This window comes from Bradyrhizobium sp. AUGA SZCCT0105, from assembly GCF_018129565.1.
Taxonomy (GTDB): domain Bacteria; phylum Pseudomonadota; class Alphaproteobacteria; order Rhizobiales; family Xanthobacteraceae; genus Bradyrhizobium.
In genome coordinates this window covers 193377-219061 of the sequence record NZ_JAFCMK010000006.1, presented here as the reverse complement: position 1 = coordinate 219061, position 25685 = coordinate 193377, and the positions used below count along the sequence as shown (strand labels likewise).

28 protein-coding genes and 1 tRNA gene are annotated in these 25685 nt (G+C 64.6%); 9 read left to right on the top strand and 20 right to left on the bottom strand.

Annotation, left to right across the window (positions count from 1 at the left end; translation table 11 throughout):
• Positions 1-64: 64 nt before the first annotated feature.
• Together JQ573_RS27100 and JQ573_RS27095 are read right to left on the bottom strand one after the other, a co-directional pair.
• Positions 65-847, bottom strand: coding sequence for a DUF169 domain-containing protein (locus tag JQ573_RS27100; protein ID WP_212314967.1), 783 nt, complete (start codon positions 845-847; stop codon positions 65-67).
• Positions 848-939: 92 nt separating this feature from the next.
• Positions 940-1734, bottom strand: a complete 795-nt coding sequence (locus JQ573_RS27095; RefSeq protein WP_212314969.1) for a YdcF family protein — start codon at positions 1732-1734, stop codon at positions 940-942.
• 66 nt (positions 1735-1800) lie between these two features.
• Here JQ573_RS27095 and JQ573_RS27090 point away from each other — a divergent pair, with 66 nt between their 5' ends.
• The 4 genes from JQ573_RS27090 (at position 1801) to JQ573_RS27075 (ending at position 5546) form a co-directional block, all read left to right on the top strand.
• Positions 1801-2742, top strand: coding sequence for an acetamidase/formamidase family protein (locus JQ573_RS27090; RefSeq protein WP_212314971.1), 942 nt, complete (start codon positions 1801-1803; stop codon positions 2740-2742).
• Between the two features lie 87 nt (positions 2743-2829).
• Positions 2830-4656 (top strand): AMP-binding protein, encoded by a 1827-nt coding sequence (locus JQ573_RS27085; RefSeq protein ID WP_212314973.1) that lies wholly within the window; start codon positions 2830-2832, stop codon positions 4654-4656.
• 173 nt (positions 4657-4829) lie between these two features.
• The gene (locus JQ573_RS27080) at positions 4830-5030 is read left to right on the top strand and encodes a hypothetical protein (RefSeq protein WP_016844973.1); all 201 of its coding nucleotides are present in this window, start codon (positions 4830-4832) and stop codon (positions 5028-5030) included.
• A gap of 48 nt (positions 5031-5078) precedes the next feature.
• A complete protein-coding gene (locus tag JQ573_RS27075; protein WP_212315477.1) occupies positions 5079-5546 on the top strand; it encodes a GcrA family cell cycle regulator in 468 nt (155 codons plus the stop codon).
• Positions 5547-5629: 83 nt separating this feature from the next.
• Here the strand turns inward: JQ573_RS27075 and JQ573_RS27070 are convergent, their stop codons facing one another.
• Complete coding sequence (locus JQ573_RS27070) at positions 5630-6592, bottom strand: SDR family oxidoreductase (protein WP_212314974.1); 963 nt, start codon at positions 6590-6592, stop codon at positions 5630-5632.
• 239 nt (positions 6593-6831) lie between these two features.
• Between JQ573_RS27070 and JQ573_RS40680 the strand changes: the two genes are divergently transcribed.
• Together JQ573_RS40680 and JQ573_RS40945 are read left to right on the top strand one after the other, a co-directional pair.
• Complete coding sequence (locus JQ573_RS40680; RefSeq protein ID WP_283815120.1) at positions 6832-6963, top strand: hypothetical protein; 132 nt, start codon at positions 6832-6834, stop codon at positions 6961-6963.
• Positions 6964-7031: 68 nt separating this feature from the next.
• Complete coding sequence (locus JQ573_RS40945) at positions 7032-7271, top strand: hypothetical protein (protein ID WP_212314975.1); 240 nt, start codon at positions 7032-7034, stop codon at positions 7269-7271.
• A gap of 444 nt (positions 7272-7715) precedes the next feature.
• Here the strand turns inward: JQ573_RS40945 and JQ573_RS27060 are convergent, their stop codons facing one another.
• Positions 7716-9254, bottom strand: a complete 1539-nt coding sequence (locus tag JQ573_RS27060) for a porin (RefSeq protein ID WP_212314977.1) — start codon at positions 9252-9254, stop codon at positions 7716-7718.
• A gap of 452 nt (positions 9255-9706) precedes the next feature.
• On the opposite strand from JQ573_RS27060, the gene JQ573_RS27055 reads away from it, so the two are divergent.
• Complete coding sequence (locus JQ573_RS27055; protein WP_212314979.1) at positions 9707-10219, top strand: MarR family transcriptional regulator; 513 nt, start codon at positions 9707-9709, stop codon at positions 10217-10219.
• 63 nt (positions 10220-10282) lie between these two features.
• Here the strand turns inward: JQ573_RS27055 and JQ573_RS27050 are convergent.
• From JQ573_RS27050 to JQ573_RS27020, 7 genes are all read right to left on the bottom strand, one after another.
• Positions 10283-10360, bottom strand: a tRNA-Pro gene (locus JQ573_RS27050).
• Positions 10361-10458: 98 nt separating this feature from the next.
• On the bottom strand, positions 10459-11052 hold the full coding sequence (locus JQ573_RS27045) for a MerR family transcriptional regulator (protein ID WP_212314981.1): 594 nt from the start codon (positions 11050-11052) through the stop codon (positions 10459-10461).
• A 123-nt stretch (positions 11053-11175) separates the two neighbouring features.
• The gene (locus tag JQ573_RS27040; protein WP_212314984.1) at positions 11176-11511 is read right to left on the bottom strand and encodes an integration host factor subunit alpha; all 336 of its coding nucleotides are present in this window, start codon (positions 11509-11511) and stop codon (positions 11176-11178) included.
• Positions 11512-11641: 130 nt separating this feature from the next.
• Positions 11642-12619, bottom strand: a complete 978-nt coding sequence (locus JQ573_RS27035) for a beta-ketoacyl-ACP synthase III (protein WP_212314986.1) — start codon at positions 12617-12619, stop codon at positions 11642-11644.
• Positions 12616-13677, bottom strand: coding sequence for a phosphate acyltransferase PlsX (gene plsX / locus JQ573_RS27030; RefSeq protein WP_212314988.1), 1062 nt, complete (start codon positions 13675-13677; stop codon positions 12616-12618). The genes JQ573_RS27035 and plsX overlap by 4 nt, the downstream gene beginning before the upstream one ends.
• A 335-nt stretch (positions 13678-14012) precedes the next feature.
• Positions 14013-14600, bottom strand: coding sequence for a DUF177 domain-containing protein (locus tag JQ573_RS27025; protein WP_212314990.1), 588 nt, complete (start codon positions 14598-14600; stop codon positions 14013-14015).
• The gene (locus JQ573_RS27020; RefSeq protein WP_212314992.1) at positions 14597-15148 is read right to left on the bottom strand and encodes a ubiquinol-cytochrome C chaperone family protein; all 552 of its coding nucleotides are present in this window, start codon (positions 15146-15148) and stop codon (positions 14597-14599) included. Before JQ573_RS27020 ends, JQ573_RS27025 begins: the two co-directional genes overlap by 4 nt.
• 137 nt (positions 15149-15285) lie before the next feature.
• Between JQ573_RS27020 and JQ573_RS27015 the strand changes: the two genes are divergently transcribed.
• A complete protein-coding gene (locus JQ573_RS27015; protein WP_249132392.1) occupies positions 15286-15765 on the top strand; it encodes an outer membrane protein assembly factor BamE in 480 nt (159 codons plus the stop codon).
• 102 nt (positions 15766-15867) lie between these two features.
• Complete coding sequence (locus tag JQ573_RS27010; protein WP_212314997.1) at positions 15868-16875, top strand: tripartite tricarboxylate transporter substrate binding protein; 1008 nt, start codon at positions 15868-15870, stop codon at positions 16873-16875.
• Between the two features lie 168 nt (positions 16876-17043).
• On the opposite strand, the gene JQ573_RS27005 is transcribed toward JQ573_RS27010, so the two are convergent.
• From JQ573_RS27005 to glyA, 9 genes are all read right to left on the bottom strand, one after another.
• Entirely contained in the window at positions 17044-17199 is a 156-nt protein-coding gene (locus tag JQ573_RS27005) for a hypothetical protein (protein WP_171947607.1), read from the bottom strand.
• Positions 17200-17366: 167 nt separating this feature from the next.
• Positions 17367-19487, bottom strand: a complete 2121-nt coding sequence (locus JQ573_RS27000) for a sodium-translocating pyrophosphatase (RefSeq protein WP_212315006.1) — start codon at positions 19485-19487, stop codon at positions 17367-17369.
• A 223-nt stretch (positions 19488-19710) separates the two neighbouring features.
• Entirely contained in the window at positions 19711-20712 is a 1002-nt protein-coding gene (gene thiL, locus JQ573_RS26995; RefSeq protein ID WP_212315008.1) for a thiamine-phosphate kinase, read from the bottom strand.
• 148 nt (positions 20713-20860) lie between these two features.
• Positions 20861-21355 (bottom strand): transcription antitermination factor NusB, encoded by a 495-nt coding sequence (gene nusB, locus JQ573_RS26990; protein WP_092114726.1) that lies wholly within the window; start codon positions 21353-21355, stop codon positions 20861-20863.
• 2 nt (positions 21356-21357) lie between these two features.
• Entirely contained in the window at positions 21358-21849 is a 492-nt protein-coding gene (gene ribH, locus JQ573_RS26985; protein WP_212315010.1) for a 6,7-dimethyl-8-ribityllumazine synthase, read from the bottom strand.
• Positions 21850-22050: 201 nt separating this feature from the next.
• Positions 22051-22659, bottom strand: a complete 609-nt coding sequence (locus JQ573_RS26980) for a riboflavin synthase (protein ID WP_212315012.1) — start codon at positions 22657-22659, stop codon at positions 22051-22053.
• Positions 22659-23819 carry a bifunctional diaminohydroxyphosphoribosylaminopyrimidine deaminase/5-amino-6-(5-phosphoribosylamino)uracil reductase RibD gene (ribD, locus tag JQ573_RS26975; RefSeq protein WP_212315013.1) on the bottom strand — a complete coding sequence of 387 codons (1161 nt, stop codon included), beginning with the start codon at positions 23817-23819 and terminating at the stop codon, positions 22659-22661. Before ribD ends, JQ573_RS26980 begins: the two co-directional genes overlap by 1 nt.
• Complete coding sequence (gene nrdR, locus JQ573_RS26970) at positions 23816-24298, bottom strand: transcriptional regulator NrdR (protein ID WP_176530931.1); 483 nt, start codon at positions 24296-24298, stop codon at positions 23816-23818. The genes ribD and nrdR overlap by 4 nt, the downstream gene beginning before the upstream one ends.
• Positions 24299-24324: 26 nt before the next feature.
• The gene (glyA, locus tag JQ573_RS26965) at positions 24325-25626 is read right to left on the bottom strand and encodes a serine hydroxymethyltransferase (protein ID WP_212315014.1); all 1302 of its coding nucleotides are present in this window, start codon (positions 25624-25626) and stop codon (positions 24325-24327) included.
• Positions 25627-25685 lie beyond the last annotated feature (59 nt).

Below are 25685 nucleotides of genomic sequence, written 5' to 3'. Positions count from 1 at the left end.
TAATCACCGCGCGGTACGATGGATTGCTTCGTCGCTTCACTCCTCGCAATGACGCAGGATGCAGCTACTTCTTGTAGGACACGCCCATGCCGGCGCGGACGTCGGCCTGGATACCATAGGGTGCGATCGGGTAGCGCAGGCCGTTCTTGGCGAGCTGCTTCATCCCCGCGATCGCCTTCACCAGATAGGCCGGCGGCAGCGCCATTAGCATCTCCTCGTCGGGCACGCCGCCATAGCGGCGCTCGGCAAAGCACGGCAGTGACAGGCTCGGCTCACCGGTCTTCAGCGCCCGGCCCCAGGAGTCCGCGCACGCGGTTTCGCCGACCACGCCCCACTCGAACTTCTTGTAGCCGGTATACTGCAGCCCGTTGATCAGGATGATCATCTGTCCCGGCGTCGCATAGACGAGGCAGATGTCGGGCGGATTGAGACGTCCGCTGGTCAGCGGGCTCACCGCCATTGCCTGGTACTGACCGTAAGGCACCACGTCGAGCGCCTCCTGGCGCTTGCGCGCGTCTTCGGCCGTGCCGTGCCAGACGCCGACATAGTTCTCGCCGGCCAGCCACTTCTCGTCCTGCGGCGCGAGCCCGATCACCGCGCGGCATTGCGCGCCGACCAGATCATCGCCGGTGATGCCGACGGTCCAGCCAAGCCGCGAGGCCATGCTGACGATCTGGTCCGTGGTGTGGACCGCCGACGGGCGGCGGATCTTCGGGATCGCCTCCATCTCCTCGACGCGCGCGAACATCTTGATGCCGATGACCATGGTCTTCAGCCGCAGCAGGTTGTTCAGGTCGGCCACGATTGCCGAGAGGTCGAACTGTTCCGGCGGTGTCTGCTGTTGCATGGCGAAAACTCCCGTGATCGGCGGCTTGGCGCCGCCTGTTGATTTGATGTTAGCCGGATTGGCCGAAGGAAGCGACAAGCTCGTGGTGCGGCTCAACGTGCGGCCGGTCCCGGCAGCAGATCGTCGGTCTTGCCCGCGAGATGATAGGCAACCAGCCCGATCCACTCCCGTGTGCCGAGATCGGTGCGCGACAGGCCGTCGATCGCAAGCGTTGCAAAGCTCATGACGTTGCCGACGCGCCAGTCGACCGGATAGGCCTCGACATTGAAGCCCGCCTTGCGGAACAGCCCGACCGACCGCGGCATGTGATAGGCCGACGTCACGAGCAGCCAGCGCTCACCCGGCTTGGGATCAACCAGCGCCTTGGAGAACTCAGCGTTCTCCACCGTGTTGCGCGAGCGGCGCTCGATGGTCAATCGCGACTTGGCAATGCCGAGGCTCTCGAACATCTCGGCGGCGTAGTCGGCTTCGCGCGCGTCGTTCGAGATCAGGTTCGCGCTGCCGCCGGTGAACACGAGGCGCGCGTTCGGATATCTGCGCGCGAGCGCCGCCGCCGCGATGACGCGATCCGCCGCAGTGCGCACCACCGGCGTGCCATGCGCGACCGACAGATCGGCATCGATCGAGCCGCCGAGCACGATGATGCCGTCGGGCGCGCCGCGCGAAGCGTCCCATGGCGGGAAGCGCTGCTCCAGGACGGAGATCAGGACATTGCCGAGCGGCGAGAAGCCGCAGATCGCGAGCAGCAGCGCTGACGCCACCATCAACCTGCGGCCGAGCCGGGCAAACCGCGTCAGCAGCAGAACGGCACCGATCACGCCGATACCGATCAGGAAATTGATCGGCAGCAGTATGATGCCGAGCGTCTTGGAGAGCACAAAAAACAAGCGAAGCCTCTGCGAAGTTCTGCTACAGCGTCATACGCTGCCCGGAGTGCAATCAAAAGCCGTCACATGACCCATCATCATCTGAAATCCAGCGCCGAAACCTGCCATTGGGGCTTCTTCGAAGCAAAGCTGAAACCGGTCCTGACCATTGCGAGCGGCGACGAGGTCACGATCGAGACCGTCAGCGGCGGCCCCGACGTGGTGCCCGACCGCGGCAAGTTCGTCGTGCCGCCGGAGCTCGACGACATCCATGCGAAGTGCGAGCGGATGGTGCCCGGGCACATCCTGACCGGCCCGATCGCCGTCAGTGGCGCCGAGCCCGGCGACGTGCTTGAGGTCGATATTCTCGACGTCCAGCTCCGCCAGGACTGGGGCTACAATCTGATCAAGCCGCTGTCCGGCACCCTGCCCGACGACTTCCACGAGACCCGCATCCTCAACATCCCGCTCGATCGCGCGCGCATGGTCGGCCGCATGCCGTGGGGGCTCGACCTGCCGCTGAAGCCGTTCTTCGGCGTGATGGGCGTGTCGCCGCCGCCGGCCTGGGGCCGCATCTCCTCGCTGATCCCGCGCGCGATGGGCGGCAATCTCGACAACAAGGAGCTCGGGGCCGGCGCCAAGCTGTATCTGCCGGTGTTCGTGCCGGGCGCGCTGTTCTCCTGCGGCGACGGCCATGGGGTGCAGGGCGACGGCGAGGTCTGCGTCACCGCGATCGAGACCGCGCTCACCGGCCGCTTCCGCCTGACCCTGCGCAAGGACCTCAGGCTCGCTCATCCGCGTGCCGAGACCGCTGACCATTACATGACCATGGCGATGGATCCCGATCTCGACCAGTGCGTGGTACGGGCGCTGCGCGACATGATCGTGCTGCTCGGCGAGAAGCGCAATCTGTCGCGCGAGGACGCCTATACGCTGTGCAGCCTGGCCGCCGACCTGCGCGTCACGCAGACGGTCAACGGCTCCAAGGGCATTCACTGCATGATCGCCAAATCGGTCGTTCACGGCTGACGGCCGGTCGATAGGCCGCACTTGTGTTCCGCAAGCGCGGCTCGATACAATCCCCGTCCCAACGAACAAAAATGGACGGGGACGGATATGCTGAAGGACAGGCTTTCGCCGGCCGACGAGGCTGCGCGCGACAAGGAGATGCAGGAGACGCTCGCCGCCTGCCCACGCATCCTCGATCTCATTGCCCGTGGTCCGCAGGGCGCGCCGGACGCCGAAGCCGCGATCTATCTGCGCTCGCCGCTCGATCCCAACCCGGTCGTGATCTCCAACGATCATCTGATGGGCTGCATCAAGGCGGCCGAAAACTATTTCCGTAAGCACGGCATCGGCAAGGACGACGCGGTCGCCGTCCTGCTCCCGGCCTGCCCCGCGACCGTGGTCGCGATCTTCGGCGCGGCCGCCTGCGGTGTCGCCGAGCCGCTCAATTTGCTGTTCACACGCGAGGCGATTGTCGCGCAGCTCAACGCCATCAAGGCAAAACTGTTGCTGGCGCCGCCGCCAGGCATGCCGGGCGGGCTCTATGAAAGAGTCGAAGGCTTGCAGCGCGAGGTGCCGTCGCTGCAGCGCATCGTGATCGTGCCGCTCGACGGCAGCATCGCGTTCGACGGCGAGGTGCTGCGGCCCGATCCTGCGTGGCGCGACGACTACGGCAAGTCCAAGGATAAGAGCGAGGCCGACCGTGTCGCGGTGATGCTGCCGACCGGCGGCACGACAGGTCATCCCAAGGTGGCGCGGCTCACCAACCGCGCGATGGTCGCCTCCACCGTGTCCTCACGCATGGCACTCGACTTCCATCGCGGCGAGCGCGCGATGATCACGATGCCGCTGTTCCATGTCGGCGGCCTGTTCTGCACGACGGCCAATTGCCTTTCCGCCGGCACGACGATTTTCATCCCCGGCCCGGCCGGCGCACGCGATCCATCCCTGATCACGCATTTCTGGAAGATCGTCGAGAAATACCGCGTCAACATCTCCGGCAACGTGCCGACCACACTCGGAGCGCTGGCCGACATCCCGGTCGCGGACAGCGACATCTCGACCCTCCGTGTCACCGCCACCGGCGCCTCGATCTGCCCGCCGGAGATCGAGCGGCGTTATCTCGCGACCTGGGGCGGTGCCTGCATCCAGCAGCTCTACGGCATGACCGAGCTCGCCGGCGCCATCACGCACGACGTGCACGGCGTGAAGCCGCGCGCCGAGAGCGTCGGCACCCGCAATCCGCTCGTCGAGCTCGCGATCCTCGACGGCGGCAATTTGCACACCGGGCCGTGGCCCTCGCCGGTCGGTGAGCTCCTGACCAGGGGTCCGCAGGTGTTCGCCGGTTACGTCGACAAGAAGCAGACCGAAGAGGCGTTCCGCGACGGCTGGCTGCGCACCGGCGACATCTGCCGGATCGACGCCGACGGCTTCGTCTACATCCTGGGCCGCGCCAAGGACGTCATCATCCGTGGCGGCCACAACATCGACCCGCGGGCGATCGAGGATGCCGCGCTGGCGTTTCCGGGCGTGGCGCTGGCCGCGGCCGTCGGGCGTCCCGACACCTATGCCGGTGAAGTGCCGATGCTGTTCGTCTCGGCGCAGCCCGGCGCCCATATCGACCCGAACGCGCTCGCCGCCTTCGTGCAGGACAACATCCTGGAGCCGCCGGCGCGCCCGCGCGTGGTGTCGGTGATCCCGGAAATGCCGGTCACGCCGGTCGGCAAGATCTTCAAGCCGAAGCTGCGCGAGATCGCCGCCGGCGAGGCCGCGCGCGAGCTGCTGGCTCGAGAAGGCTTGTCCGGTGAGGTCAGTGTCGAGGCCATCACCGCCCCGTCCCGCGGACTGTACCTGAGCGTGAGCGCGCCTGCGGACAAGGCCGAAACGGCTGAGCGGCTTCTCAAGAAGTTCCCGGTCAAGGTCGAGTTACGATCCTAACACCCTCATTCGTCTAGCTAATTTGACCGCAGCGCCGCGCCGAAACCAGCTTCCGGCGCGCGCGAGCGTGCGCGTCCAGTTTCGCAGCTCGTGGCTTGACGGACCGTCATATTTCTAAATAGACTCTAAATAGATACTTTTAAGTACCTGCGTTCAGGGTTAAGCGTTTTCTCATGGCTACAGAAAAGGCCGAAACCGACCGCGTCCCGGTCACATTGGCGCTCTCGACCATAGGCTACCTCGAGAAGCTGGTGAGACAGGGCACCCACGGCACGAGCGTCCCGGGCGTCGCACGGACATTGATCGAGGAAGGCATTCGGCTCGCCATCAAGGACGGGTTGCTTGCAATCCGCGACAACGGACGCACGCCCTGACGGCGTGTGCGTCGGCGCGGCGGTTCAACAGAACGTGGAACCGTCAAAATGATTACCATCGAGCCGACCTGGACGCCGGAGCGCGTCGACCAACTCAAGATCTACTTTGAAGCCGGTCTCTCCTGCCGCGACATCGCCGTGAATATCGGCGTCAGCCGCAATGCCGTGATCGGCAAGCTGTCGCGCCTGAACCTCACGCGCACGACGCCGGACGAACGCCGCGCCCGGCGGAAGAAATCCAGCGCCCACGCCGCGCAACGGGCGACCGCGAAGCAGCAGCTCCGGTTGCTTCAGGCGGTCTACGAACAAGTGCCCGACGATGCGCCGATCGTCAGCGCCAACAACTGCTCGCTGTTCGAGCTGAGCGAGCAGCGTTGCCGCTGGCCGATCAGCACGCCGGGCGCAGATGATTTCTGCTTTTGCGGCAACACGCCGCTCGGCGGCATGCCCTATTGTTCGGGGCATTACCGCCTTGCGTATCAGGCAGGATCACGCCAGCGCGCGATGCGCGGGTAGTCTGACCGCAAGACGGAAGCGCTTATCCCGTCATCCCCGCGCAAAGGCTTTGCCTTTGCGCGGGGGTGACGGGTCTTCTGCAATCACCCGACCTTCCAGCCGGTCGCTTCCACGATGCCTTGGTAGAACTCCGGCGTGTAGGCCTGCTCCGGGGTCTTGCGCACGCGCTCGTCGAGCAGATGCGCATCGTCACCGACCAGGATGCGCCAGCGATCGGCCTTCACGCCGTCGAGGATGATCTTGGCGGCGGCGGCGGCCGTGGTCGGTGCCTCGTCGTGGAAGATGCGCGCACGGTCGAGCGCGAGCTCCTGGATGTCGGCATCCGACATCTTGGCGACGTCGATGCCCTGCCCTTGCAGACGCTGGCGGGCCTGCCTGAGCTCGTCGGGATTGAGCTGGTCGGCGCCATTCTGCACTTTGCGCGAGTTCGACACGATCGAGGTGCCGATGTGGCCAGGCATCACGACCGAGCATTTGACGTGCGGCGCGTTGAGCCGGAGATCGTTGATCATCGCCTCGGTGAATCCCTTCACCGCGAACTTCGCCGCGCTGTAGGCGGTGTGCGACACGCCCATGCCGACCGACGCCCAGAAGCCATTGACGCTCGAGGTGTTGACGATGTGCGCCTCGTCGGCCTTCACCAGCAGCGGCAGGAAGGTGCGAACGCCGAGATAGACGCCGCCCCAGCAGATGTTGAAGGTGCGCTCCCACTGCTCGCGCGTGTTGGTGAACAGGCTGCCGCCACCGCCGATGCCGGCGTTGTTGAACAGCAAATGGATCTTGTCGGTCGCCTGCTGCTCGATCAGCTCATCGCGAAAACGCTTGTAGTGATCCTCGATCGAGACGTCGGCAATGTGGGTGGTGATGCGCAGGCCCTGCGGCAGCTTCTCGACCTCGCAGAGCCGCTTGGTCTCGGCCATCGCCTCGGCCGAGACGTCGCACATCGCGACGTTGCATCCCTCGGCAACGAGCTGCCGCGCCAGCTCCCGCCCCATGCCCGTGCCGCCACCGGTGATGACGGCAATCTTTCCGGCAAAGTCCTTCATGTGAGATCCGTTCCTTCCTTGGTTCTTCTTGCCCTGCTTGTTCTTGGTTTCGGCAGGACGGCGGATCGCAGTCCCGGCCGCTTGGCTGCGGCACTCTACATCACCGAATTGTCGCGCAGCAACGGCGCCTGCCCTTCACGCGCAAGTGTGCCGTCAGCAGCAGATCAAGGCAGCCGGCGCTGTAACGAAATCATTCCGCGTAGCGAACAATCCAATATCGACAAGCGGAGACAACGATCATGCAGACCCTGAACAGATTGGTCGCAACGACGCTTATGGCGATCGCGGCCGGCATTGCCGCTGCGGCCGCTGTCGCCGAGGTCACACCGCCGAAGCCGCGCGACGGCGCCTGTGCCGACAACTCACACTGATCAGGTCAGACAAGCGCAGAAGCGTGGCACAACACATCGTCATCGCATGCGCGCTCTCGGATGCCGGGATGATCTCGCTCGATCTCGAACGCTTGTCCGCGAACCGCGTGAACGCCGGGTCGGAGCGCGGGATCGCTCCGCGCTATTCGGCTGTCTCGATCTGCACGGGCGCGCGCCGCCGCAGAACGCCGGCGGCAGCGCTCAAGACAAGCTTGAGCAAGCCGCGCCACGAGAAGTCGATGACCACCTCATGGTGCCGCAACCCCTTGCCGCCCTTCACCAGCCCGAGATCCCGGATCAAGCAGTAATGGCCGCTGCTCATCCGAGCGAGGCGGCTGTTCTTGAAGCGTCCCATGAATGACGAGAATGCACTGCGGATCGATTCCGTCAAATCTTGACGACGTCGAATCGGCGAGACGTTGTCAGCCCGGCCTGCGAGCAGTTGTTGCGATGGCCGCGCGCGTCACGATCGTCCGCGCTTGAATCAAAAACCTCCGGCAGGGCATTGCCGGAGGTTTGGGAGGCTTAGCATGGGCTAAGAGCCATCATTCTATGTGTTGGCCGCCACGTATATAGTTTAGTAGATCAGGTAAGTAAATAAATTTGCCGCGAATGAATCGCATGGCACGTCTTCGTTGTTCGCCTGGACCGAAATGACGCAGCCCACCTTCGTCTGCTGATCTCTCGCCAAAAGAAAAACCCCGGCAGTTGCCTGCCGGGGTTCTGTAGGATCGTGATCAGATCAACCGGTATTACCAGTTGCGCTGAGCGCGGAGGAGCATCTGGACGGTGTCCTGATCCTTCAGCTCGTAGATCGCCGCAGGCTTGCCGACCGAGGCAGCGGACGTCGTGATAACGCCCGAATACTTCTGATCGAGATGCGAGTAGGTCACGTCGGCCGAGAAGGTCAGGTTCTTGACCGGGGTCCACCGCGTGATCACACCGATCTGCGCGATGTTGTAGTCGGGGTTGCAGTTGGTTACGCCAGCGCCACCGGCGAACGCAGCACGGAAGGTACCACCCACGCCGCCAACGCCGCAGATGAGAGCCTTGGACGTGTCGTTGTACGAGATCGCAGCGTAAGCACCGTAGATGCTGGTGTTCCAATAGGGATCCCAGTTGTGGGTGTACGCACCGCGCATACCCCAGGTCTTGATGCTTTGCTGCTGGCCGCCGGGGCCGAACACCGTGTCAGGCGCAGTGCCGAAGCCGACGCTGCCATACGCACCCGGGAGGTTCGAACCGCTGTAGATCGCGATCGAGCCGGCCTGGCTGGCCAGATCCTGGATGTTGTAGCGGGTAGCACCGTCCGTGTAGACGCCCTGGATGTTGATGGTGTCGCCGGGTCCGGTCGGGATGTTCTTGATCGACAGGGCCAGTGCACCAGCCCAGCCCCACTTGTCGTCGGGATGACCAGTCAACTCGGTGCCGCCGTAGTAGGCTGCGTGGTTGTCATGCGCCGCGATCGACGCCTGGAAAACACCCCAAGCCTGGTCGACCTTCAGCGCGGCGATGAAGTCCGGCGCGATCGTGCCGGCGGTGTCGTTCGAGCCATAGGCACCACCAGCGCCGAGGTTGTTCACGCCAGCCTGCGAGTACTGCACCTGATCCTGCGCCGACAAAGCCAGCGAGACGCCGTTGCCGAACTGCGCAGTGTAGGTGAACTGGTTCACGCCGTTGGTGGTGTTCACGCCACCGACGAGGCCGTCGTAGTTGTTGCCCGGATAACCGTTCCAGGGAGCAGCGAACTGCGAGACCGCCTTACCCATGGTGAAGCCGGCGAACTGGATGAAGGCGTAGTAGACGCCGACCGTACCGGCGGCAACGTTGCCGGAACCAGCGTTGTTCGGCGCAGAGGCCGTGCCGATCGGCGAATAGATCGTCGAACCGGCGGCGGCGCCCGCACCGTAGCTGTCCGAGGTCCAGGTGAACACCGCATCGAAGTAGGTGCGGACCACGCCGTACTCGGTCGCGGTGCGCGTATCGATGTTCAGGTCTTCACGCGAACGCCAAGTGTAGCCGTTCGTGAAGCGGTTGTTGGCGCCGCTGGCACCGTTGTAGTTCGGGCCGTAGACGCTGTTGCCGTTGATGACCAAGTCAGCGCGCACGTAGCCGCCGAGCTTGATGCAGGTGTCGGTGCCGGGGATGTAGTAGAAGCCCGGACCATAAAGCGAGCAAACCTTCACGTATTCGACCGCTTTGGCCTTAACGGGAAGATCGGCCGCCTGTGCCCCGCCGACCGCGACCAGCGCAGCGGCCGAGCCCAGAATAAGGCTCTTCGCCAATTTCATATCAAACCTCCAAGTTGCTCATATGCGTAGAGTCCGGGTCGCGAGCGCCCCGTGATCCTCCCGCATTGTCCAAGACCGCTTTCCCCAAACCTCGCACCCTCAGATCTATCTGTGGTGTGCGACGGACTTGAACGATCACCGCAACGGGACGATCGAGATTCCCCTACCGCCGGGTTCAATATGCATGGGCGAGTTGCCCATTCAAAATAGTTTATAAAGTCAGGAATGCGAATGCGGCCACACTGTGTCTCGCCGGCAACGCTCGACTTAAGCCCCTTACCTGCATGGGCAAATTTGTCGCACCCCAAATAGCCGAACCGTCACATACGCATCATAATTGCTTTACGTTCACTTGCCTTCCTGAGCGACTTACTAGAAAAAAAGTCCGCCGACGCGGGAATCAAGAAATAAATCAGCACAAAGCTGAGTCGGCACCTAGGGAAGGGGAAGCTGTGTCAGTGACCAGGAAGGATCAGGCGCGCCTGCGCGCCATCGAGAATCTCGACATCATCAAACGCTTTACGCTCGAGATCTCGTCCATCAACTCGCATCTCGAACGGGTCCGCCAGCTCTGGGGCAAGGCGCTTGGCGTCAGCGGTCCGCAATGGATGATCCTGATCGCGATCTCGGACCTCGACAAGGATGACGGCGTGCCCATCAACGTGGTGTCGAAGCTGCTGCATGTCGATCCGTCGTTCGTGACCACGCAGTCCAAGCTGCTCGAGCAGAAGGAGCTGCTGCGCCGCGCGTCCTCGCCGGCCGATGCGCGCGTGGTCCGTCTGTCGCTGACCGACAAGACCCGAAAGCATCTGGCGGGCCTCGCCGACCAGCACAGGGCGTTCAAGAAGACCGTGTTCGAGGAATTCAGCGAGCCCGAACTGGCCGAGTTCACGGCCAAGCTTGCGATGCTCAACAACCGCATGGAAAAGGCATGCCTGATCGCCGCGATGGATTTCGAGACCTGACGATGGCCGCATCTGGGCGTAAACAACGCCCGAATGCTCTCAAACATCGCATGCTTTGAAAAATGGTCGGAGCGAGAGGATTTGAACCTCCGACCCCTAGTCTCCCAGACTAGTGCGCTAACCGGGCTGCGCCACGCTCCGATGCCGTTCCATTAGCTGCGATCCTGCGTTCGCGCAAGGCGGAGCAGGCCCTTTAAGGGCTGCAATCCGGCCCCGGTTCCCATGGCAGCTTCCTTGGCTCAGCCGTCCTTCATCGCCGCGTCGATCAGTTGCCGGCAGGCGACCAGCTCCTGCAGCGCGCGTTCGAGCCGCTCCCGATCGACTGGCGGAACGGTCGGGCGCACCGGCGGCGTAGCCGACGCCTTGCCCGGGTGGGCGTGCGCCTTGTAGGTCGACAGGATCGGATCCACGTCGGGATCGACGAATCGGTAGTCGATTCCCCCCTCGTCGCCGTCGCCCTCCTCGCCGTCGAAATCGAGGCCGTCATTGCTCTCGAGATCGTCGGGCTCGGCCATGCTGTTGCCGACCGCCTCCTCGACCGCGCCGAACGAGACGGCGGCGGTCTGGTCGGCGATGCCCTGCACCGACTTGATGCCGTGCTCTTTCAGGATCCGCTGCACGCCGCGGATGGTGTAGCCCTCGCCGTAGAGCAGCCGGCGGATGCCCTTGAGCAGGTCGACGTCGTCGGGGCGATAATAGCGGCGTCCGCCGCTGCGCTTCATCGGCTTGATCTGCGCGAAGCGCGTTTCCCAGAATCTCAGCACATGCTGGGGAATATCGAGCTCATCTGCGACTTCGCTGATGGTACGGAACGCATCCGGCGCCTTGTCCAAATGCCCGCTCCTCTGGCTTCAATGCCTGGAGCCCTTTCCGTTCCGATCGAAACGGGGCTCCGGATTCTGGTTTTGGCGCGTCTTCTTCACGCGAACCGGGTACCCACTTCGCTTGAAAACGCCCTAGTCGGCCTTGCTGCCGTCGCCATTGGTGATGGCATGGCCATTGATCCGCTGCTTCAGGATCGCCGACGGCTTGAACACCATCACCCGCCGCGGTGAGATCGGCACCTCGGTGCCGGTCTTTGGATTGCGCCCGATACGCTGGCCCTTCTTGCGCACCATGAAGGAGCCGAATGAGGACAGCTTCACCGTCTCGCCCTTTTCCAGGCAATCGGTGATCTCCTTCAGCACCAACTCGACAAACGCCGACGATTCCGTGCGCGACAGACCTACCTTTTGGTAGACCGCCTCACACAAATCGACGCGCGTCACTGTTTTTCCGGTTCCCGTGGTCATCGCCTGCCCCGCACTCTCGGCGAACAATTTCTTGACTGAAATTAAAAGCTTAGCGCGCAATGGTCAACAGCGACCAGCATCCGGGCGCTGGAAAGATGCCGGCAACCTGCCGATACTCTTTGCCGATGCGCTACCAGCGCACGAGCGCCGAACCCCAGGTGAAGCCGCCGCCCATCGCCTCGAACAGCACCAGATCGCCCTTCTTGACGCGTCCGTCCCTCACGGCAACCGATAGCGCGAGCGGGATCGAGGCCGCCGAGGTGTTGCCGTGCTTGTCGACTGTCAAGACCACCTTCTGCGGCGCAATATGCAGCTTGTGGGCCGAGGCATCGATGATTCGCTTGTTGGCCTGGTGCGGAATGAACCAGTTGATGTCGTCGGCGGTAAAGCCGGTGGCATTGAACGCATCGACGATCACATCGGTGATCATGCCGACGGCGTGCTTGAATACCTCGCGGCCCTCCATCCGAAGATGGCCTACTGTCCTGGTCGAGCCGGGACCGCCATCGACGAACAACTTCGACTTGTGACGTCCGTCCGAGCGCAGATGCGTCGTCAGCACGCCGGGATCGTCCGTCGTGCCGGAATGCTGCTGCGCTTCCAGCACCACCGCGCCGGCGCCATCGCCGAACAGCACGCAGGTACCGCGGTCGTTCCAGTCGAGGATACGCGAGAAGGTTTCGGCGCCGATCACTAGGGCCCGCTTGTGGGCCCCGGCGCGCAGGAAATTGTCCGCGGTGGTCAGCGCAAAGACGAAGCCGGAGCACACCGCCTGCAGATCAAACGCGACGCCGTGGTTGATGCCGAGCGCGTGCTGGACCGCGACCGCGGTCGCCGGAAACGTGTTGTCGGGCGTCGAGGTCGCCAGCACGATCAGGTCGATCGACTGGGCGTCGATCTTGGCATCGGCGAGCGCGGCGCGCGCCGCGTTGATCGCGAGATGCGAGGTGAACTCGTCATCGGCGGCGATGTGCCGCTCGCTGATGCCGGTGCGCTGCACGATCCAGTCATCGGACGTGTCGATTCGGCTCGCCAGTTCGGCATTGGTCAAAACCCGCTCCGGCAAATATGAGCCGCAGCCGAGCACTACCGAACGTATCGCAGTCACGAGACAGCCTCCTGCGCGGTCTGCGCCTTTACCAGGGCGCCGCCATCGCGGTTGAGCATCTGATTGATCTTGGTGAGGAGATCGTAGTGGGCCATCTCATAGCCAACATCCACCGCATAGGCAAAGCCTTCCGCGTTGATACCGCCATGGCTCTTGACCACCACGCCGTTCAGGCCGAGCAGCAGGCCGCCATTCGACTTGTTGGGATCGAGCTTGTCGCGCAGCTTCTGGAACGCGCCGCGGGCAAACAGATAGCCGATCCGCGCCAGCCAGCTCGACGACATCGCCTCGCGCAATAGCGTGAACATCTGGCGCGCGGTTCCCTCGGCGGCCTTGAGCGCGATATTGCCGCTGAAGCCTTCCGACACGATCACGTCGGCGAGCCCCTTGCCGATCGCATCGCCCTCGACAAAGCCGATATAGTTGAACTGGGGCGCGTGCATCGCGCGCAGCATCTCGGCGGCCTCGCGGATTTCCCCGTGACCCTTGATCTCCTCGGACCCGATATTGAGCAGGCCGACGGTCGGCCGTTCGAGGTTGAACAGCACGCTCGCCATCGCGCTGCCCATCACCGCGAGCGTCGCCAGATGGCGGGCGTCGCCGCCGATCGAGGCTCCGAGATCGAGCACCACCGAATCGCCGCGCAGCGTCGGCCACGCCGCAGCGAGCGCCGGGCGGTCGACGCCCGGCAACGTCCGCAGATTGATGCTGCCCATCGCCATCAGCGCGCCTGAGTTGCCGGCGGAGACCGCGACATCGGCCTCGCCGTGCTTCACCGCATCGATCGCCAGCCACATCGACGACGCCCTGCGGGTCCGCCGCAGCGCCTGGCTCGGCTTCTCGTCATTCTTCACCGCGACGTCGGTATGGATCACCTTCGATACCGCCTTCAGCGCAGGATGTTTCGCAAGCTCCGGCTCGATCAGGGCCCGGTCTCCGACCAGCAGAAATTCGCTGTCGGGATGACGGCTCAACGAGATCGCGGCGCCGGGAATGACCACCGATGCGCCGACATCGCCCCCCATGGCGTCAAGCGCGATTCGAACCTTATGAGGCATGAACGTCCCGGAAGCCTGCTCTCCCACAGCCCTTCAGATGAAGACCGCGAGCTTGAAGTCACCGCCGTCACCGGCGCGCGGCGAAACGCCGGGCCGCGACAATAGCGTGTCCGCGGTCCGACACAACCTCTTGACCACAAACAAGCAAGGCGCCGAACCGTCACGCAACACATCAAGAATTACCAGAAATACATGACATTTCAAACCATTATGACGCATACTTGAAGTAACTGGAAATCCCCCTCGCGCAGGCCTGCAGGCAAGCCATCCCCTCAAATGTTGGAGCTGGCTGCCCTCAAGTTCCGTCTGCTTCCCTCAACTCCCCCCAACTTCGCTCAACTTCCCTTGGGCTTCTTGCCCTCAGCCTTTTCCTTCAGCGCCTTGAGCGCGGCGAAGGGATGATTTTCCGGATCAGGCGCTTCAACCTCTTGTTCAAAGACCGCATCCGCCTTGCGCGGATAGGGGTCTACGCCGAGAAACAGCGCATCGGTGGCGAGCCGCCCGATGTCGATGAAGCCGCCGACGATCGGCTCCGGCGGATCCGGCGTCTCCTCATCGCCCTGCTCGGCGTCGTCGACGAGGTCGGCCATCTCGGGGATCTGCTCGGGCGGCGCGAACAACACGTCGATCGGCTCGTCGATCTCGTTCTCGATCGGATCGAGCGTCACCACGCAGGTCTGCCCGACCCTGGCCCAAACCCGGCCGGTGACGTGGCAGCTGCCGTCGCGCTTGGGCTGCAGATCGAACGCCGCCCGCGCGGAGACGACCTCGCGCAACTCGCCGACCTCGGCGATCGCCTTGCGCGTCGCCTCGTCGGCCACGATCTCGCGATGCAGCCCGGTATCCGGGATCTGCGCGACGCTGACGAGAACGCGCCAAGGGTCCCGCGCGGCATTGGGCCGCCCTGTGCTGCCGCCGCTCATGCCGTGGTCCTCGCAGCCTGCGGCGCCGGGAAGCGCCATGCCCCCTTGGTCAGGGCCGCGAGGTCCGCGCGCGCCAGCACTGCCATCGCTTCTCTGGCATAGACGACCAGTTCGCGGGCCTTGTCGATGTTCTGACCATTGAAGATGTTCTTGCATAGCGACTGGGCCAAGGCCTCGTCGCTGTCGGTCAGCGCCAGATCATAGGCCGCGGTGCGGCCGTAGAAGGCCTCGCCGAACGCCTGCATCCGCTTCGGCACCGTGAGGTCGCCGACGCCCATTTCCCTGAGATTGTCGTCCATGTCGATGCAGAAATGATCGAACAGGGCCTGCGACAGCCCGACGCCGCCTTCCGCGGATTTCAATCGCCGCAGTACCAGCCACATATGCATCAGAAGCAGGTCAAAACGGCCATTAACCGTGTCCGGAACGCCCAAGTCACGGTAAAACAACGGTTCTCGCGCCTGCGTCACGATCATGCCATAGATGATCTCAATGGTGCTGCGCGCGGGCACCCGGGGTCTTCTGAAGTGATTGAACGGCCAAAGCATAGCGGGTTCCGGCTGCCGGCCCCCCAAAGGACGCCTGTTGAGGGTTCGCCCATTGGAGCTCGGCATGATTGCAATCCATTGAGCTGCCCGGTACGTCAATGCTCCGGCCGATGCAAGGGGACGGATCAGTTCCGCCGATGAACCACACTCTTCCAAGACAGTCTCGCACGGCTTCCGCGCGCGGGTTCTTCACGCGCTTCCGCGCCTTCGCGGTCGTTGGTCTGTTCTGCGCTGCCGCGCTCGGCGGCTGCGCCGGCGAGCAATTCCAGAAGGGCTACATCCTGCCCGACGGAGCGCTCGAGCAGATTCCGATCGGCGCGAGCCAGGATCAGGTGCTGATCGTGCTCGGCACGCCCTCGACGGTCGCAACCCTCGACGGCGAGGTGTTTTACTACATCTCGCAGCGGACCTCGCGCCCGGTCGCCTTCATGAACCAGCGCGTGGTCGACCAGCGCGTCATCGCCGTCTATTTCGACAAGAACCGCCAGGTGCGCCGGCTCGCCAATTACGGCCTGAAGGACGGCAAGATCTTCGACTTCGTCAGCCGGACCACGCCGACGTCGGGCCAGGAAATGTCCTACCTGACACCGCTCTTCAAGCTGCTGAGCTTCAACTAGAGCGCAAGCTAGACTGCGCCAAGTTGCCGCGCTTGCCCGACGGGCAAGCGGTCCCCTAGGCTTGCTCAAAATCAAGAGAGTTTGAGCAGGGGGTAAGCGCGCGTGAGAGCCAAGAGATTTTCCCGTCGTACGGTATTGTCGGGTGCGGCCGCATTGTCGGCGGCGGCGATCCTGCCGCGTGCCAGTCTCGGTGCCGGCGACTGGCGGCCGTCCGAGACGGTCCGGATCATCGTGCCTGCGGCGGCCGGCGGCTCGACCGACGTGATGGGGCGGCTGCTGGCGGCGCATTTGCAGCCGCTCTGGGGCCAGTCGGTCGTCGTCGAGAATCGCTCAGGCGCCGGCGGCACCATCGGCACCGCGGAGGTCGCGCGCAGCAAGGGCGACGGCCACACCATCCTGATCGGCAATCCCGGCCCCAATGCGATCGCCTTCAGCATCTTCCGGAACCTGACCTACAAGGCCGACCAGCTACAGGCGGTCTCCAACATGATCCGGATCCCGAACATCGTCTCGGCGCATCCATCGACCGGCATCAAATCGATCCCCGAATTGATCGCGTACCTCAAGAAGAACCCCGACAAGCTAACCTACGGCTCGTCCGGCACCGGGCAGAGCCCTCACCTCACCGGCGCCTGGTTCCTGCAACTCACCGGGCTGAAGATGACGCATGTGCCGTTCCGCGGCGCCGGCCCAGCGCTGCAGGCCGGGCTCGCCGGCGACATCCAGATCCTGTTCGACAATCTCTATCCGTCGCTGCCGCAGGTGCAGGACGGCAAGCTCAACGGGCTCTGCGTCACCACGGCCGAGCGCAGCGAGTCCGCGCCCAATCTGCCTGTGATGCGCGAGGGTGCGCCGGAGCTTGCCAAGTTCGACGTCGCCTCCTGGTTCGGCGTGTTCCTGCCGAAGACGGCGCCGGCGCCCGTGGTCGACGAGCTGAACCGTCAGATCAAGGCGATGCTGGAGCGCGACGACGTCAAGAAGAACATTGCCGGCATGGGCGCGCGCGCCGACTACGGCACGCCGCAGCAATTCTCCGATTTCGTCAGCGCGGAGACCACGAAGTTCGCCGGCATCATCGAGAAGGAAGGCTTGCAGATGGAGGTCAAGTAACCGCCGCTGTCACAGCGCCGTAGGGCGGATTAGCCGACCACGTCCGCCGTGGCTCAACGAGCGAAGGCGGAAGGCGTAATCCGCCGCAGCGGTTAGACCTTATTGGTGGATTACGCTTCGCTAATCCACCCTACAATTCTGTCACTCCGGAGCACGGTGCGGCTAGTGTTACGATGACTTGTTGATCTTCTTGATCTTGGCGTCGGTTGCTTCCATCGACATCGCCAGTTCCAGGATCGCCTGCGACAACAGCTCGATGGCCTCCTTCTGATCCTGCGACTTGGAGGCGCGGAGCGCATAGTTCCGTGCGGATGAGAGCGACATCGATTGATCTCCGTTTTGTTCGCGTCTGGTTCTCGGCGGATCTCGTTGGCGGAAAGCCGATCAATTCGGCAGTACACCGAACCAAGTCCATGCAAAACAAAAACCCCGCGGCTTGCACCGCGGGGTTTTGCATTCGTTCGTTTCGCGCCGCTCAGTGCGCCAGGAACTTAGTGCGCCAAAATCGCCAGCAGCAGCAGCGCCACGATGTTGGTGATCTTGATCATCGGGTTGACCGCCGGGCCCGCCGTATCCTTGTAGGGATCGCCGACGGTGTCGCCGGTCACCGCGGACTTGTGGGCGTCGGAGCCCTTGCCGCCGTAGTGGCCGTCCTCGATGTACTTCTTGGCGTTGTCCCATGCGCCGCCGCCCGAGGTCATCGAGATCGCGACGAACAGGCCGGTGACGATGACGCCGAGCAGCATGGCGCCGACCGCGGAGAACGCCGCCGACTTGCCGGCCGCGCCGCCGCCCGCGATCGCATAGATCACGAAGTAGACGAAGATCGGCGACAGAACCGGCAGCAGCGACGGGATGATCATCTCCTTGATCGCCGCCTTGGTCAGCAGGTCGACCGCCTTGCCGTAGTCCGGCTTGTCGGTGCCCTGCATGATGCCGGGCTTCTCGCGGAACTGACGGCGCACCTCTTCAACGATTGCGCTGGCGGCACGTCCCACCGCCGTCATGCCCATCGCGCCGAACAGATACGGCAGCAGGCCGCCGAACAGCAGGCCGACCACGACGTAGGGGTTGTTGAGCGAGAAGTCGGGATGGACCCCCTTGAAGTAGAGGTGGTTGGCGGAGTCTGCGATGAAGAATTTGAGGTCCTCATTATAGGCCGCAAACAGCACCAGCGCACCGAGACCGGCGGAGCCGATCGCGTAGCCCTTGGTCACCGCCTTGGTGGTGTTGCCGACCGCGTCGAGCGCGTCGGTCGACTTGCGCACCTCCTTGGGCAGACCCGCCATCTCGGCGATGCCGCCGGCGTTGTCGGTGACCGGGCCGAAGGCGTCGAGCGCGACGATCATGCCGGCCAGCGCCAGCATGGTGGCGGTCGCGATCGCGATGCCGAACAGGCCGGCCAGGCTGTAGGTGACCAGGATACCGGCGATGATGACGAGCGCAGGCAGCGCGGTCGCCTCCATCGAGATCGCGAGGCCCTGGATCACGTTGGTGCCGTGACCGGTGACGGACGCGGCCGCAATCGACTTCACCGGACGATAGTCGGTGCCGGTGTAGTACTCGGTGATCCAGATGATCAGGCCGGTGACGACGAGACCGACCACGCCGCATTCGAACAGCGCCATGCCGGTGTAGTCGACGCCATCGAGCTTGCCGAAGCCGATCAGCCAGTTGATCACGGCCGCAACACCGACCAGCGACAGGATGCCGGTGGCGATCAGGCCCTTGTACAGGGCACCCATGATCGACTGGCTGGCGCCGAGCTTGACGAAGAAGGTGCCGATGATCGAGGTGATGATGCAGATGCCGCCGATCGCGAGCGGCAGCGTCATCATGTTCACCAGGATCGGCGTCTTGGCGAAGAAGATCGCCGCGAGCACCATGGTGGCGACCGCGGTCACCGCATAGGTCTCGAACAGGTCCGCCGCCATGCCGGCGCAGTCGCCGACATTGTCGCCGACATTGTCGGCGATGGTGGCCGGGTTGCGCGGATCGTCCTCAGGGATGCCGGCCTCGACCTTGCCGACGAGGTCGCCGCCGACGTCTGCACCCTTGGTGAAGATGCCGCCGCCGAGACGGGCAAAGATCGAGATCAGCGAGGCGCCGAAGCCGAGCGCCACCATGGCGTCGACCACGGTGCGGCTACCGGCTTCCAGCCCCATGAACTTGACCAGCACCATGAAGTAGATGGTGACGCCGAGCAGCGCGAGACCGGCCACCAGCATGCCGGTGATCGCACCCGCCTTGAAGGCGAGTTCGAGGCCGCCGGCAAGCGAAGTGGTCGCCGCCTGCGCGGTGCGGACGTTGGCGCGCACCGAGACGTTCATGCCGATGAAGCCGGCCGCCCCCGACAGGATGGCGCCGATCGCAAAGCCGATCGCCACCAGAAGGCCAAGGAAGTAGGCCAGCACCACGAAGATCACGATACCGACCATGCCGATCGTGGTGTATTGCCGCCGCAGATAGGCTTGTGCGCCCTCGCGCACCGCGCCCGCGATTTCCTGCATGCGGGCATTGCCCGCATCCGCGTTCAAGACCGACTGCGTCGCCCAGATCGCGTAGACGATGGAAAGCGCCCCGCAGAGCACAATCAACCATAAAGCTGTCATTGAATTTTGCCTCAGATCCTTGATGTAACCCCCGCGCCTTCTTTGTGCCGCTAGGGGGCGGCAGGCGCTTATTTTGCGAGGACAATCCTCCCCAAAAACGGATTGCCTCAAATCGGGCGCGACCTTGCCAAAATCGTTACCGCTGTGCAACGCCACCTACGGCCGAAAACGCCGATATCGGCAGCAATTTAGAAGGAAAGTCGGCGCGTTTCGGCCGGACGTTCTAGAAATGGCTGTAGGACAGCCGCTTCAGCGCCAGTTCCCTGCCCTGTCTGTCGAGAAAGCTTGGCGGTGACTGGCCTGCAATGAGGCCACCGATGGCGGTGACAGCGACCTTGGCCAGCCGTGCCTCGCGCACAAAGGCGTCCGCGCGATCGCCCGGCACCGCGCACAAGAGCTCATAGTCATCGCCGCCGGCGACCAGGGTCTCGATACCGATCGCCTTGCGCGCGAGCAGCCCCGCTGCCGCAGGCGACAATGGGATGCTCGGCACGTTGATCACGGCCGTCACGCCGCTGGCTGCGCAAAGCTTGGCCAGATCGCCGGCGAGACCGTCGGACACGTCCATCGCCGCGCTGGCGTAGCTGCGGACGGCCTTGGCAAGGGCGTTGCGCGGCTGCGGAACACGGTAGCGGGCGGCAAGAAAATCCCGGCCGGCGGCATCGTCGGCCAGTGCCGCCGCGACGGGACCGCCCCGGAGCACATCGAGGCCGAGCGCGGCATCCCCGATCGCGCCGGTCACAAACACGCGGTCGCCGGCCTTTGCCCCCGCGCGGTGCACCATCTTGCCCTGAGGCAGCCGGCCGAACGCGGTGATCGAGATCATCAGCGGCCCTGGTGTCGAGACCGTGTCGCCGCCGAGCAGCGGGCAGCCGAAATGGGCGGCGTCCTCGCCGAGCGCCCGGGCAAACGGCTTGAGCCAGGCCTCCTCGGCGTGGCGCAGCGCCAGCGTCAGCACGAAGCCGGCCGGCACCGCGCCCTTGGCCGCGATGTCGGACAGGTTCACCCGCAGCGCCTTGCGCGCCAGCGTGTCGGGCGGATCATCGGCAAGGAAATGCACGCCCTCGACGATGGCATCCGTGGTGACCACGATGTCCTCGCCGGCCGCCCGCAGCGCGGCCGCGTCGTCGTCGAGCCCGAACGCACCGGGGTCGGTCGCAAGCGGCCTGAAATAGCGCGCGATCAGGGAGTCTTCGCCGGAAATCGGTTTGCTTGCTTCGGTCATCAACCCGTCATCCTGAGGTGCGAGCGGAGCGAGCCTCGAAGGATGCACGGCCCGGCTCCGCCACCGAGCTACGCCGCCACCCTTCGAGGCCTCCGCTTCGCTACGGCACCTCAGGATGACGGCTACGGCAAGAGCCGTCGTCTAGAGCTTAACCCCGCACAAACTCGTCGCCGCGGAACTGGCGTGCGATCTGGTCGAGCACGGCGTTGACCATGCCGGTCTCGTCCTTCTCGACAAAGGCGTGCGCGACGTCGACATATTCGGAAACCACCACGCGGCCCGGCACATCCCGGCGATGCTCGAGCTCGTAGGACCCTGCCCGTAGCACCGCGCGCAAAATTGCATCGATCCGCTTCAGCGGCCAGCCCTTCGACAGCGCCTCGTCGATCAGCGGATCGAGCTTGGCCTGGTCGCGCACCACGCCGGAGACGACATCGCGGAAGAACGCCGCTTCCGCCGGCAGGTATTTCTCGCCCTCGACCTCGTTGCCGAGCCAGTGGCTCTCGAACTCGGCAAAGATGTCGTTGATACCCGCGCCGCCAATGTCCATCTGGTACAGCGCCTGCACGGCCGCGAGCCGTGCCGCGCCGCGCCGGTTGGCTTTCCTGTCGGGGGCTTTCGCGGGCTTCTTGTTGTCAGCCATGGTCAGGCCTTTGCCAGACGGCGTTTGATCCGCAGCATCGCGATCGCCGCGCGCGCGGCGTCGCCGCCCTTATTCAACTCGCTGGCGCGCGCCCGCGCCCAGGCCTGCGCCTCGGTGTTGACGGTGAGGATGCCGTTGCCGAGCGGGAATTTCCGGCTCACGGCCAGATCCATCAATCCGCGCGAGGATTCCTGCGAGACGATCTCGAAATGGATGGTGTCGCCGCGCACCACGCAGCCGAGCGCGATCGCCGCGTCATAGGGTTTGCCGTTTGCCGCCGCAGCATCGATCGCGATCGCGATCGCGGCCGGAATCTCCAGCGCGCCCGGCACCGTGATCACGTCATGGCTGGCGCCCGCCGTCTTCAGCTCGGCGAGCGCGCCTTCCAGCAGCGCATCCTGGATGTCGTCATAAAACCGGGCCTCGACGATCAGCACGCGTGCGCCTGCTATGTCGGTCTGGTCCTTCAGGGGTGCGCGCCGCTCGTCAGCCATTTAGATATCCATTCATTTTGTTGACATTTTCCGAAAACGTTGGATGTCAACGTGTCGCGAGTTTGTAGTCGCCGCAACGACTGAAGCCAAGCAGGAATGCTTCAAACACGGTCATTCCGGGATGGTCCGTAGGACCAGACCCGGAATCTCGAGATTCCGGGTTCGATGCTGGCGCATCGGCCCGAAATGACGGCTACGCCGTCATTTCATCTCCGATAGCCGCGCCGCATAGCGGGCCATCAGATCGACCTCGATATTGACCTCGCTGCCGGCCTTCCAGCCGCTCAGGGTCGTGACGGACAGCGTGTGCGGGATGATCAGCACCGAAAAGGTGACGTCGTCGACCGTATTCACCGTCAGCGAGACGCCGTCCAGCGTGATCGATCCCTTGGCGGCGATGAAACGCGCCAGTTCGCGGCTGGTTCGCAGTTCGAAGCGCGCCATGTCGGGCAGATCGTCACGCTTGACGATGGTCGCGATCCCGTCGGCATGCCCGGCCACGATGTGACCGCCGAGTTCGTCGCCGATCTTGAGCGCGCGCTCGAGGTTGAGCCGGCCGCCCTGCGCCCAGTGCCTGGCGGTGGTCATACCGAGCGTCTCGGCCGCGGCGTCGACATCGAACCAGGTCTTGCCGTCAGCCGTGCCGGAGGCGACCACGGTGAGGCAGACGCCGTTGCAGGCGATCGAGGCGCCGTCGGCGATCGTGGTCTGGTCGTAGTCGCAGGCAATCCGCATCCGATGCAGTTGCCCCTGCGCCACTGGCTTCAGGCTGGTGATCTCACCGATATCGGTGACAATTCCGGTAAACATTACGCACGCTCGTAGATCGTGAGACTGTCGTTATCGAGGGTTTCGCTAGCACGAAGGCGGAAGGCGGGCGACTGCGTGATTGCGGCCAGCGGCAATGCGTCCAGCGCGGGAACGCCATCGGCACCGATCGGTTCAGGCCCGCGCAACAGCCAGATTTCATCGACCAGGCCGGCTGCCACGAAAGAATTTGCCACGCGTGCGCCGCCTTCGACCATCAGCCGCGTGATGCCCTTCTCCGCCAGCGCATGCAACACCGCCGGCAGGTCGAGCCCCGGTTGCGCGCTGGACGCAACGCGGATCACCTCCGCCCCGGCAGCACCGAGCATCATCGCGGCCGGCGCCTCGGCAAGATCCGACGTCATCACCCAGAGCGGCGTCTCGCGCGCCGAATGCACCAGGCGGCTGTCGCCCGAGATCCGCAGCGCGCGATCCAGCACCACCCGCACCGGCGAACGCGCCGCCATGCCGGGCAACCGGCAGGTCAGGAGCGGATCGTCGGCCTTCACTGTGCCGATGCCGACCAGGATCGCATCGCTCTGCGCGCGCAACAGATGCACGCGCCTCTGCGCAGCCTCGCCGGTAATCGCTACCGGCGTGTGGCCACCCGCTGCGATCTTGTCGTCGGCGGACACTGCGAGCTTGAGGATCACGTGCGGGCGCTGGTCCGTGATCCGGCGGAAATGCCCGGCATGGTCGCGCGCAGCCTCGGCCGCGCACAGCCCGACATCGACTGCGATCCCCGCAGCGCGCAGCTTGGCGTGCCCCTTGCCACCGACATCCGGATTGGGGTCCTCGATCGCCGAGACCACGCGGGCAAGCCCGGCCGCGACGACGGCATCCGCACAGGGCGGCGAGCGGCCGAAATGCGAGCAGGGTTCGAGCGTGACATAGAGCGTGGCGCCGCGCGCCGCCTCACCCGCGCGCCTCAGCGCCTCGACCTCGGCATGCGGGCGGCCGCCGGGCTGGGTCCAGCCGCGGCCGACAATCACGCCATCCTTGACGATGACGGCGCCGACCGCCGGATTGGGCCAGGTGCGCCCCAGCCCGCGACGGCCGAGCGCGAGCGCGAGCTGCATGAAGCGCAGATCGGCGGCCTTTGCCGCTTCCTTCGCTTCTTTGGCTTTCTGCCCGAGCTGCTCTTCCAGAATACGGAAGATCATTTTCGCAACGTCGCGATCCGCGGGTCGTCTTCGCCGGTCAGCTCGTCGAGCACGGCCTCGAAGTCCTTGGCCTCGCGGAAATTACGATAGACCGAGGCGAAGCGCACATAGGCGACGTCGTCGAGCTGGCGCAGATGCTCCATCACGATCTCGCCGATCGCCTCCGAGGAGACCTCCGCCTCGCCGCCGCTTTCGAGCTCGCGGACGATGGTCGACACCATCTTCTCCACCCGCTCCGACTCCACCGGGCGCTTGCGCAATGAGATCTGCAGCGAGCGGACCAGCTTGTCGCGGTCGAATGGCACGCGGCGGCCGTTGCGCTTGATCACGGTCAGCTCGCGCAGCTGCACCCGCTCGAAGGTCGTGAAGCGGAAGTTGCAGGCCATGCAGACGCGCCGCCTGCGGATGACCGCGGAGTCCTCGGTCGGACGCGAGTCCTTGACCTGCGTATCGAGAGAGTTGCAGCTCGGGCAGCGCATCCGACGGGACCTTTACGAACGAACGGCTACTGGTAGATCGGGAAGCGATCGGTCAGCGCCTTGACGCGTTCCTTGATCGCGGCCTCGACCAGCGGCGCCTTGCCGTCCGGCGACTGCGCCAGCGCGTTCAGCACTTCCGCGATCATGCCGCCGACCTGCTTGAACTCGGCGACGCCGAAGCCGCGGGTCGTCGCAGCCGGCGTACCGAGACGCAGGCCCGAGGTGACGAACGGCTTCTCGGGATCGAACGGGATGCCATTCTTGTTGCAGGTGATCGCAGCGCGCACCAGCGCCTTCTCGGAGATGTTGCCCTTCAGGCCCTTCGGCCTGAGGTCGACCAGCATCAGATGGTTGTCGGTGCCGCCGGACACGATATCGAGGCCGTGGCTGCGCAGCGTCTCCGCCAACGCCTTGGCATTCTCGACCACGTTCTTGGCGTAGACCTTGAAGTCCGGCCGCAGCGCTTCGGCGAACGCCACCGCCTTGGCGGCGATGACGTGCATCAGCGGGCCGCCCTGCAGGCCGGGGAAGATCGCCGAGTTCAGCTTCTTGGCAAGCGTCTCGTCATTGGTGAGGATCAGGCCGCCGCGCGGACCGCGCAGCGATTTGTGCGTCGTGGTGGTGGTGACGTGGGCGTGCGGCACCGGCGAGGCATGCACGCCGCCGGCGACGAGGCCCGCGAAATGCGCCATGTCGACCAGCAGATACGCACCGACCGAGTCTGCGATCTCGCGGAAGCGCTTGAAGTCCCACGCGCGCGAATAGGCCGAGCCGCCGGCGATGATCAGCTTCGGCTTGACCTGTTCGGCCTGCTTCTGGACTTCGTCCATGTCGATGATCTGATCCTCGCGGCGCACGGTGTAGTGCGCGGCCTTGAACCACTTGCCGGACATGTTGACCGGCGAGCCGTGGGTGAGATGGCCGCCGGCGGCGAGGTCGAGACCCATGAAGGTGTCGCCCGGCTGCAGCAGCGCCAGGAACACCGCCTGGTTCATCTGGCTGCCGGAGTTCGGCTGGACGTTGGCGAACCCGGCGCCGAACAGCTTCTTGGCGCGCTCGATCGCCAGGTTCTCGGCGACGTCGACCCACTCGCAACCGCCGTAGTAGCGCGCGCCCGGATAACCTTCCGCGTATTTGTTGGTCATCACCGAGCCCTGCGCCTCCAGCACCGCGCGGCTGACGATGTTCTCGGAGGCGATCAGCTCGATCTCATGGCGCTGCCGGCCGAGCTCGCCCTTGATCGCGGCGGCGATCTCGGGATCGGCCTCGGCAAGGGTTGCCGTGAAGAAGGAATCGGGCGCGGAAGCGGTCTTGGAGGATGAGGTCATCGGCGAAATATCTCCACCGCCGCAAACCTTTAGGTGGGATGCGGACGGTCACGAGTGGC

Bases quoted from the DNA above. Each gene is read 5' to 3' on its own strand.
- ribH (WP_212315010.1), bottom strand. From the start codon at position 21,849: ATGGCTGACGAGCGGCGCGCACCCCTGAAGGACCAGACCGACATAGCA.
- JQ573_RS27075 (WP_212315477.1), top strand. From the start codon at position 5,079: ATGATTACCATCGAGCCGACCTGGACGCCGGAGCGCGTCGACCAACTC.
- JQ573_RS27070 (WP_212314974.1), bottom strand. From the start codon at position 6,592: ATGAAGGACTTTGCCGGAAAGATTGCCGTCATCACCGGTGGCGGCACG.
- JQ573_RS40680 (WP_283815120.1), top strand. From the start codon at position 6,832: ATGCAGACCCTGAACAGATTGGTCGCAACGACGCTTATGGCGATCGCG.
- JQ573_RS27060 (WP_212314977.1), bottom strand. From the start codon at position 9,254: ATGAAATTGGCGAAGAGCCTTATTCTGGGCTCGGCCGCTGCGCTGGTC.
- JQ573_RS27015 (WP_249132392.1), top strand. From the start codon at position 15,286: ATGAACCACACTCTTCCAAGACAGTCTCGCACGGCTTCCGCGCGCGGG.
- JQ573_RS27000 (WP_212315006.1), bottom strand. From the start codon at position 19,487: ATGACAGCTTTATGGTTGATTGTGCTCTGCGGGGCGCTTTCCATCGTC.
- JQ573_RS26980 (WP_212315012.1), bottom strand. From the start codon at position 22,659: ATGTTTACCGGAATTGTCACCGATATCGGTGAGATCACCAGCCTGAAG.
- JQ573_RS27090 (WP_212314971.1), top strand. From the start codon at position 1,801: ATGACCCATCATCATCTGAAATCCAGCGCCGAAACCTGCCATTGGGGC.
- glyA (WP_212315014.1), bottom strand. From the start codon at position 25,626: ATGACCTCATCCTCCAAGACCGCTTCCGCGCCCGATTCCTTCTTCACG.
- JQ573_RS27080 (WP_016844973.1), top strand. From the start codon at position 4,830: ATGGCTACAGAAAAGGCCGAAACCGACCGCGTCCCGGTCACATTGGCG.
- JQ573_RS27005 (WP_171947607.1), bottom strand. From the start codon at position 17,199: ATGTCGCTCTCATCCGCACGGAACTATGCGCTCCGCGCCTCCAAGTCG.
- nrdR (WP_176530931.1), bottom strand. From the start codon at position 24,298: ATGCGCTGCCCGAGCTGCAACTCTCTCGATACGCAGGTCAAGGACTCG.
- JQ573_RS27040 (WP_212314984.1), bottom strand. From the start codon at position 11,511: ATGACCACGGGAACCGGAAAAACAGTGACGCGCGTCGATTTGTGTGAG.
- JQ573_RS27025 (WP_212314990.1), bottom strand. From the start codon at position 14,600: ATGAGCGGCGGCAGCACAGGGCGGCCCAATGCCGCGCGGGACCCTTGG.
- thiL (WP_212315008.1), bottom strand. From the start codon at position 20,712: ATGACCGAAGCAAGCAAACCGATTTCCGGCGAAGACTCCCTGATCGCG.
- plsX (WP_212314988.1), bottom strand. From the start codon at position 13,677: ATGCCTCATAAGGTTCGAATCGCGCTTGACGCCATGGGGGGCGATGTC.
- JQ573_RS40945 (WP_212314975.1), top strand. From the start codon at position 7,032: ATGATCTCGCTCGATCTCGAACGCTTGTCCGCGAACCGCGTGAACGCC.
- JQ573_RS27100 (WP_212314967.1), bottom strand. From the start codon at position 847: ATGCAACAGCAGACACCGCCGGAACAGTTCGACCTCTCGGCAATCGTG.
- JQ573_RS27085 (WP_212314973.1), top strand. From the start codon at position 2,830: ATGCTGAAGGACAGGCTTTCGCCGGCCGACGAGGCTGCGCGCGACAAG.
- ribD (WP_212315013.1), bottom strand. From the start codon at position 23,819: ATGATCTTCCGTATTCTGGAAGAGCAGCTCGGGCAGAAAGCCAAAGAA.
- nusB (WP_092114726.1), bottom strand. From the start codon at position 21,355: ATGGCTGACAACAAGAAGCCCGCGAAAGCCCCCGACAGGAAAGCCAAC.
- JQ573_RS27020 (WP_212314992.1), bottom strand. From the start codon at position 15,148: ATGCTTTGGCCGTTCAATCACTTCAGAAGACCCCGGGTGCCCGCGCGC.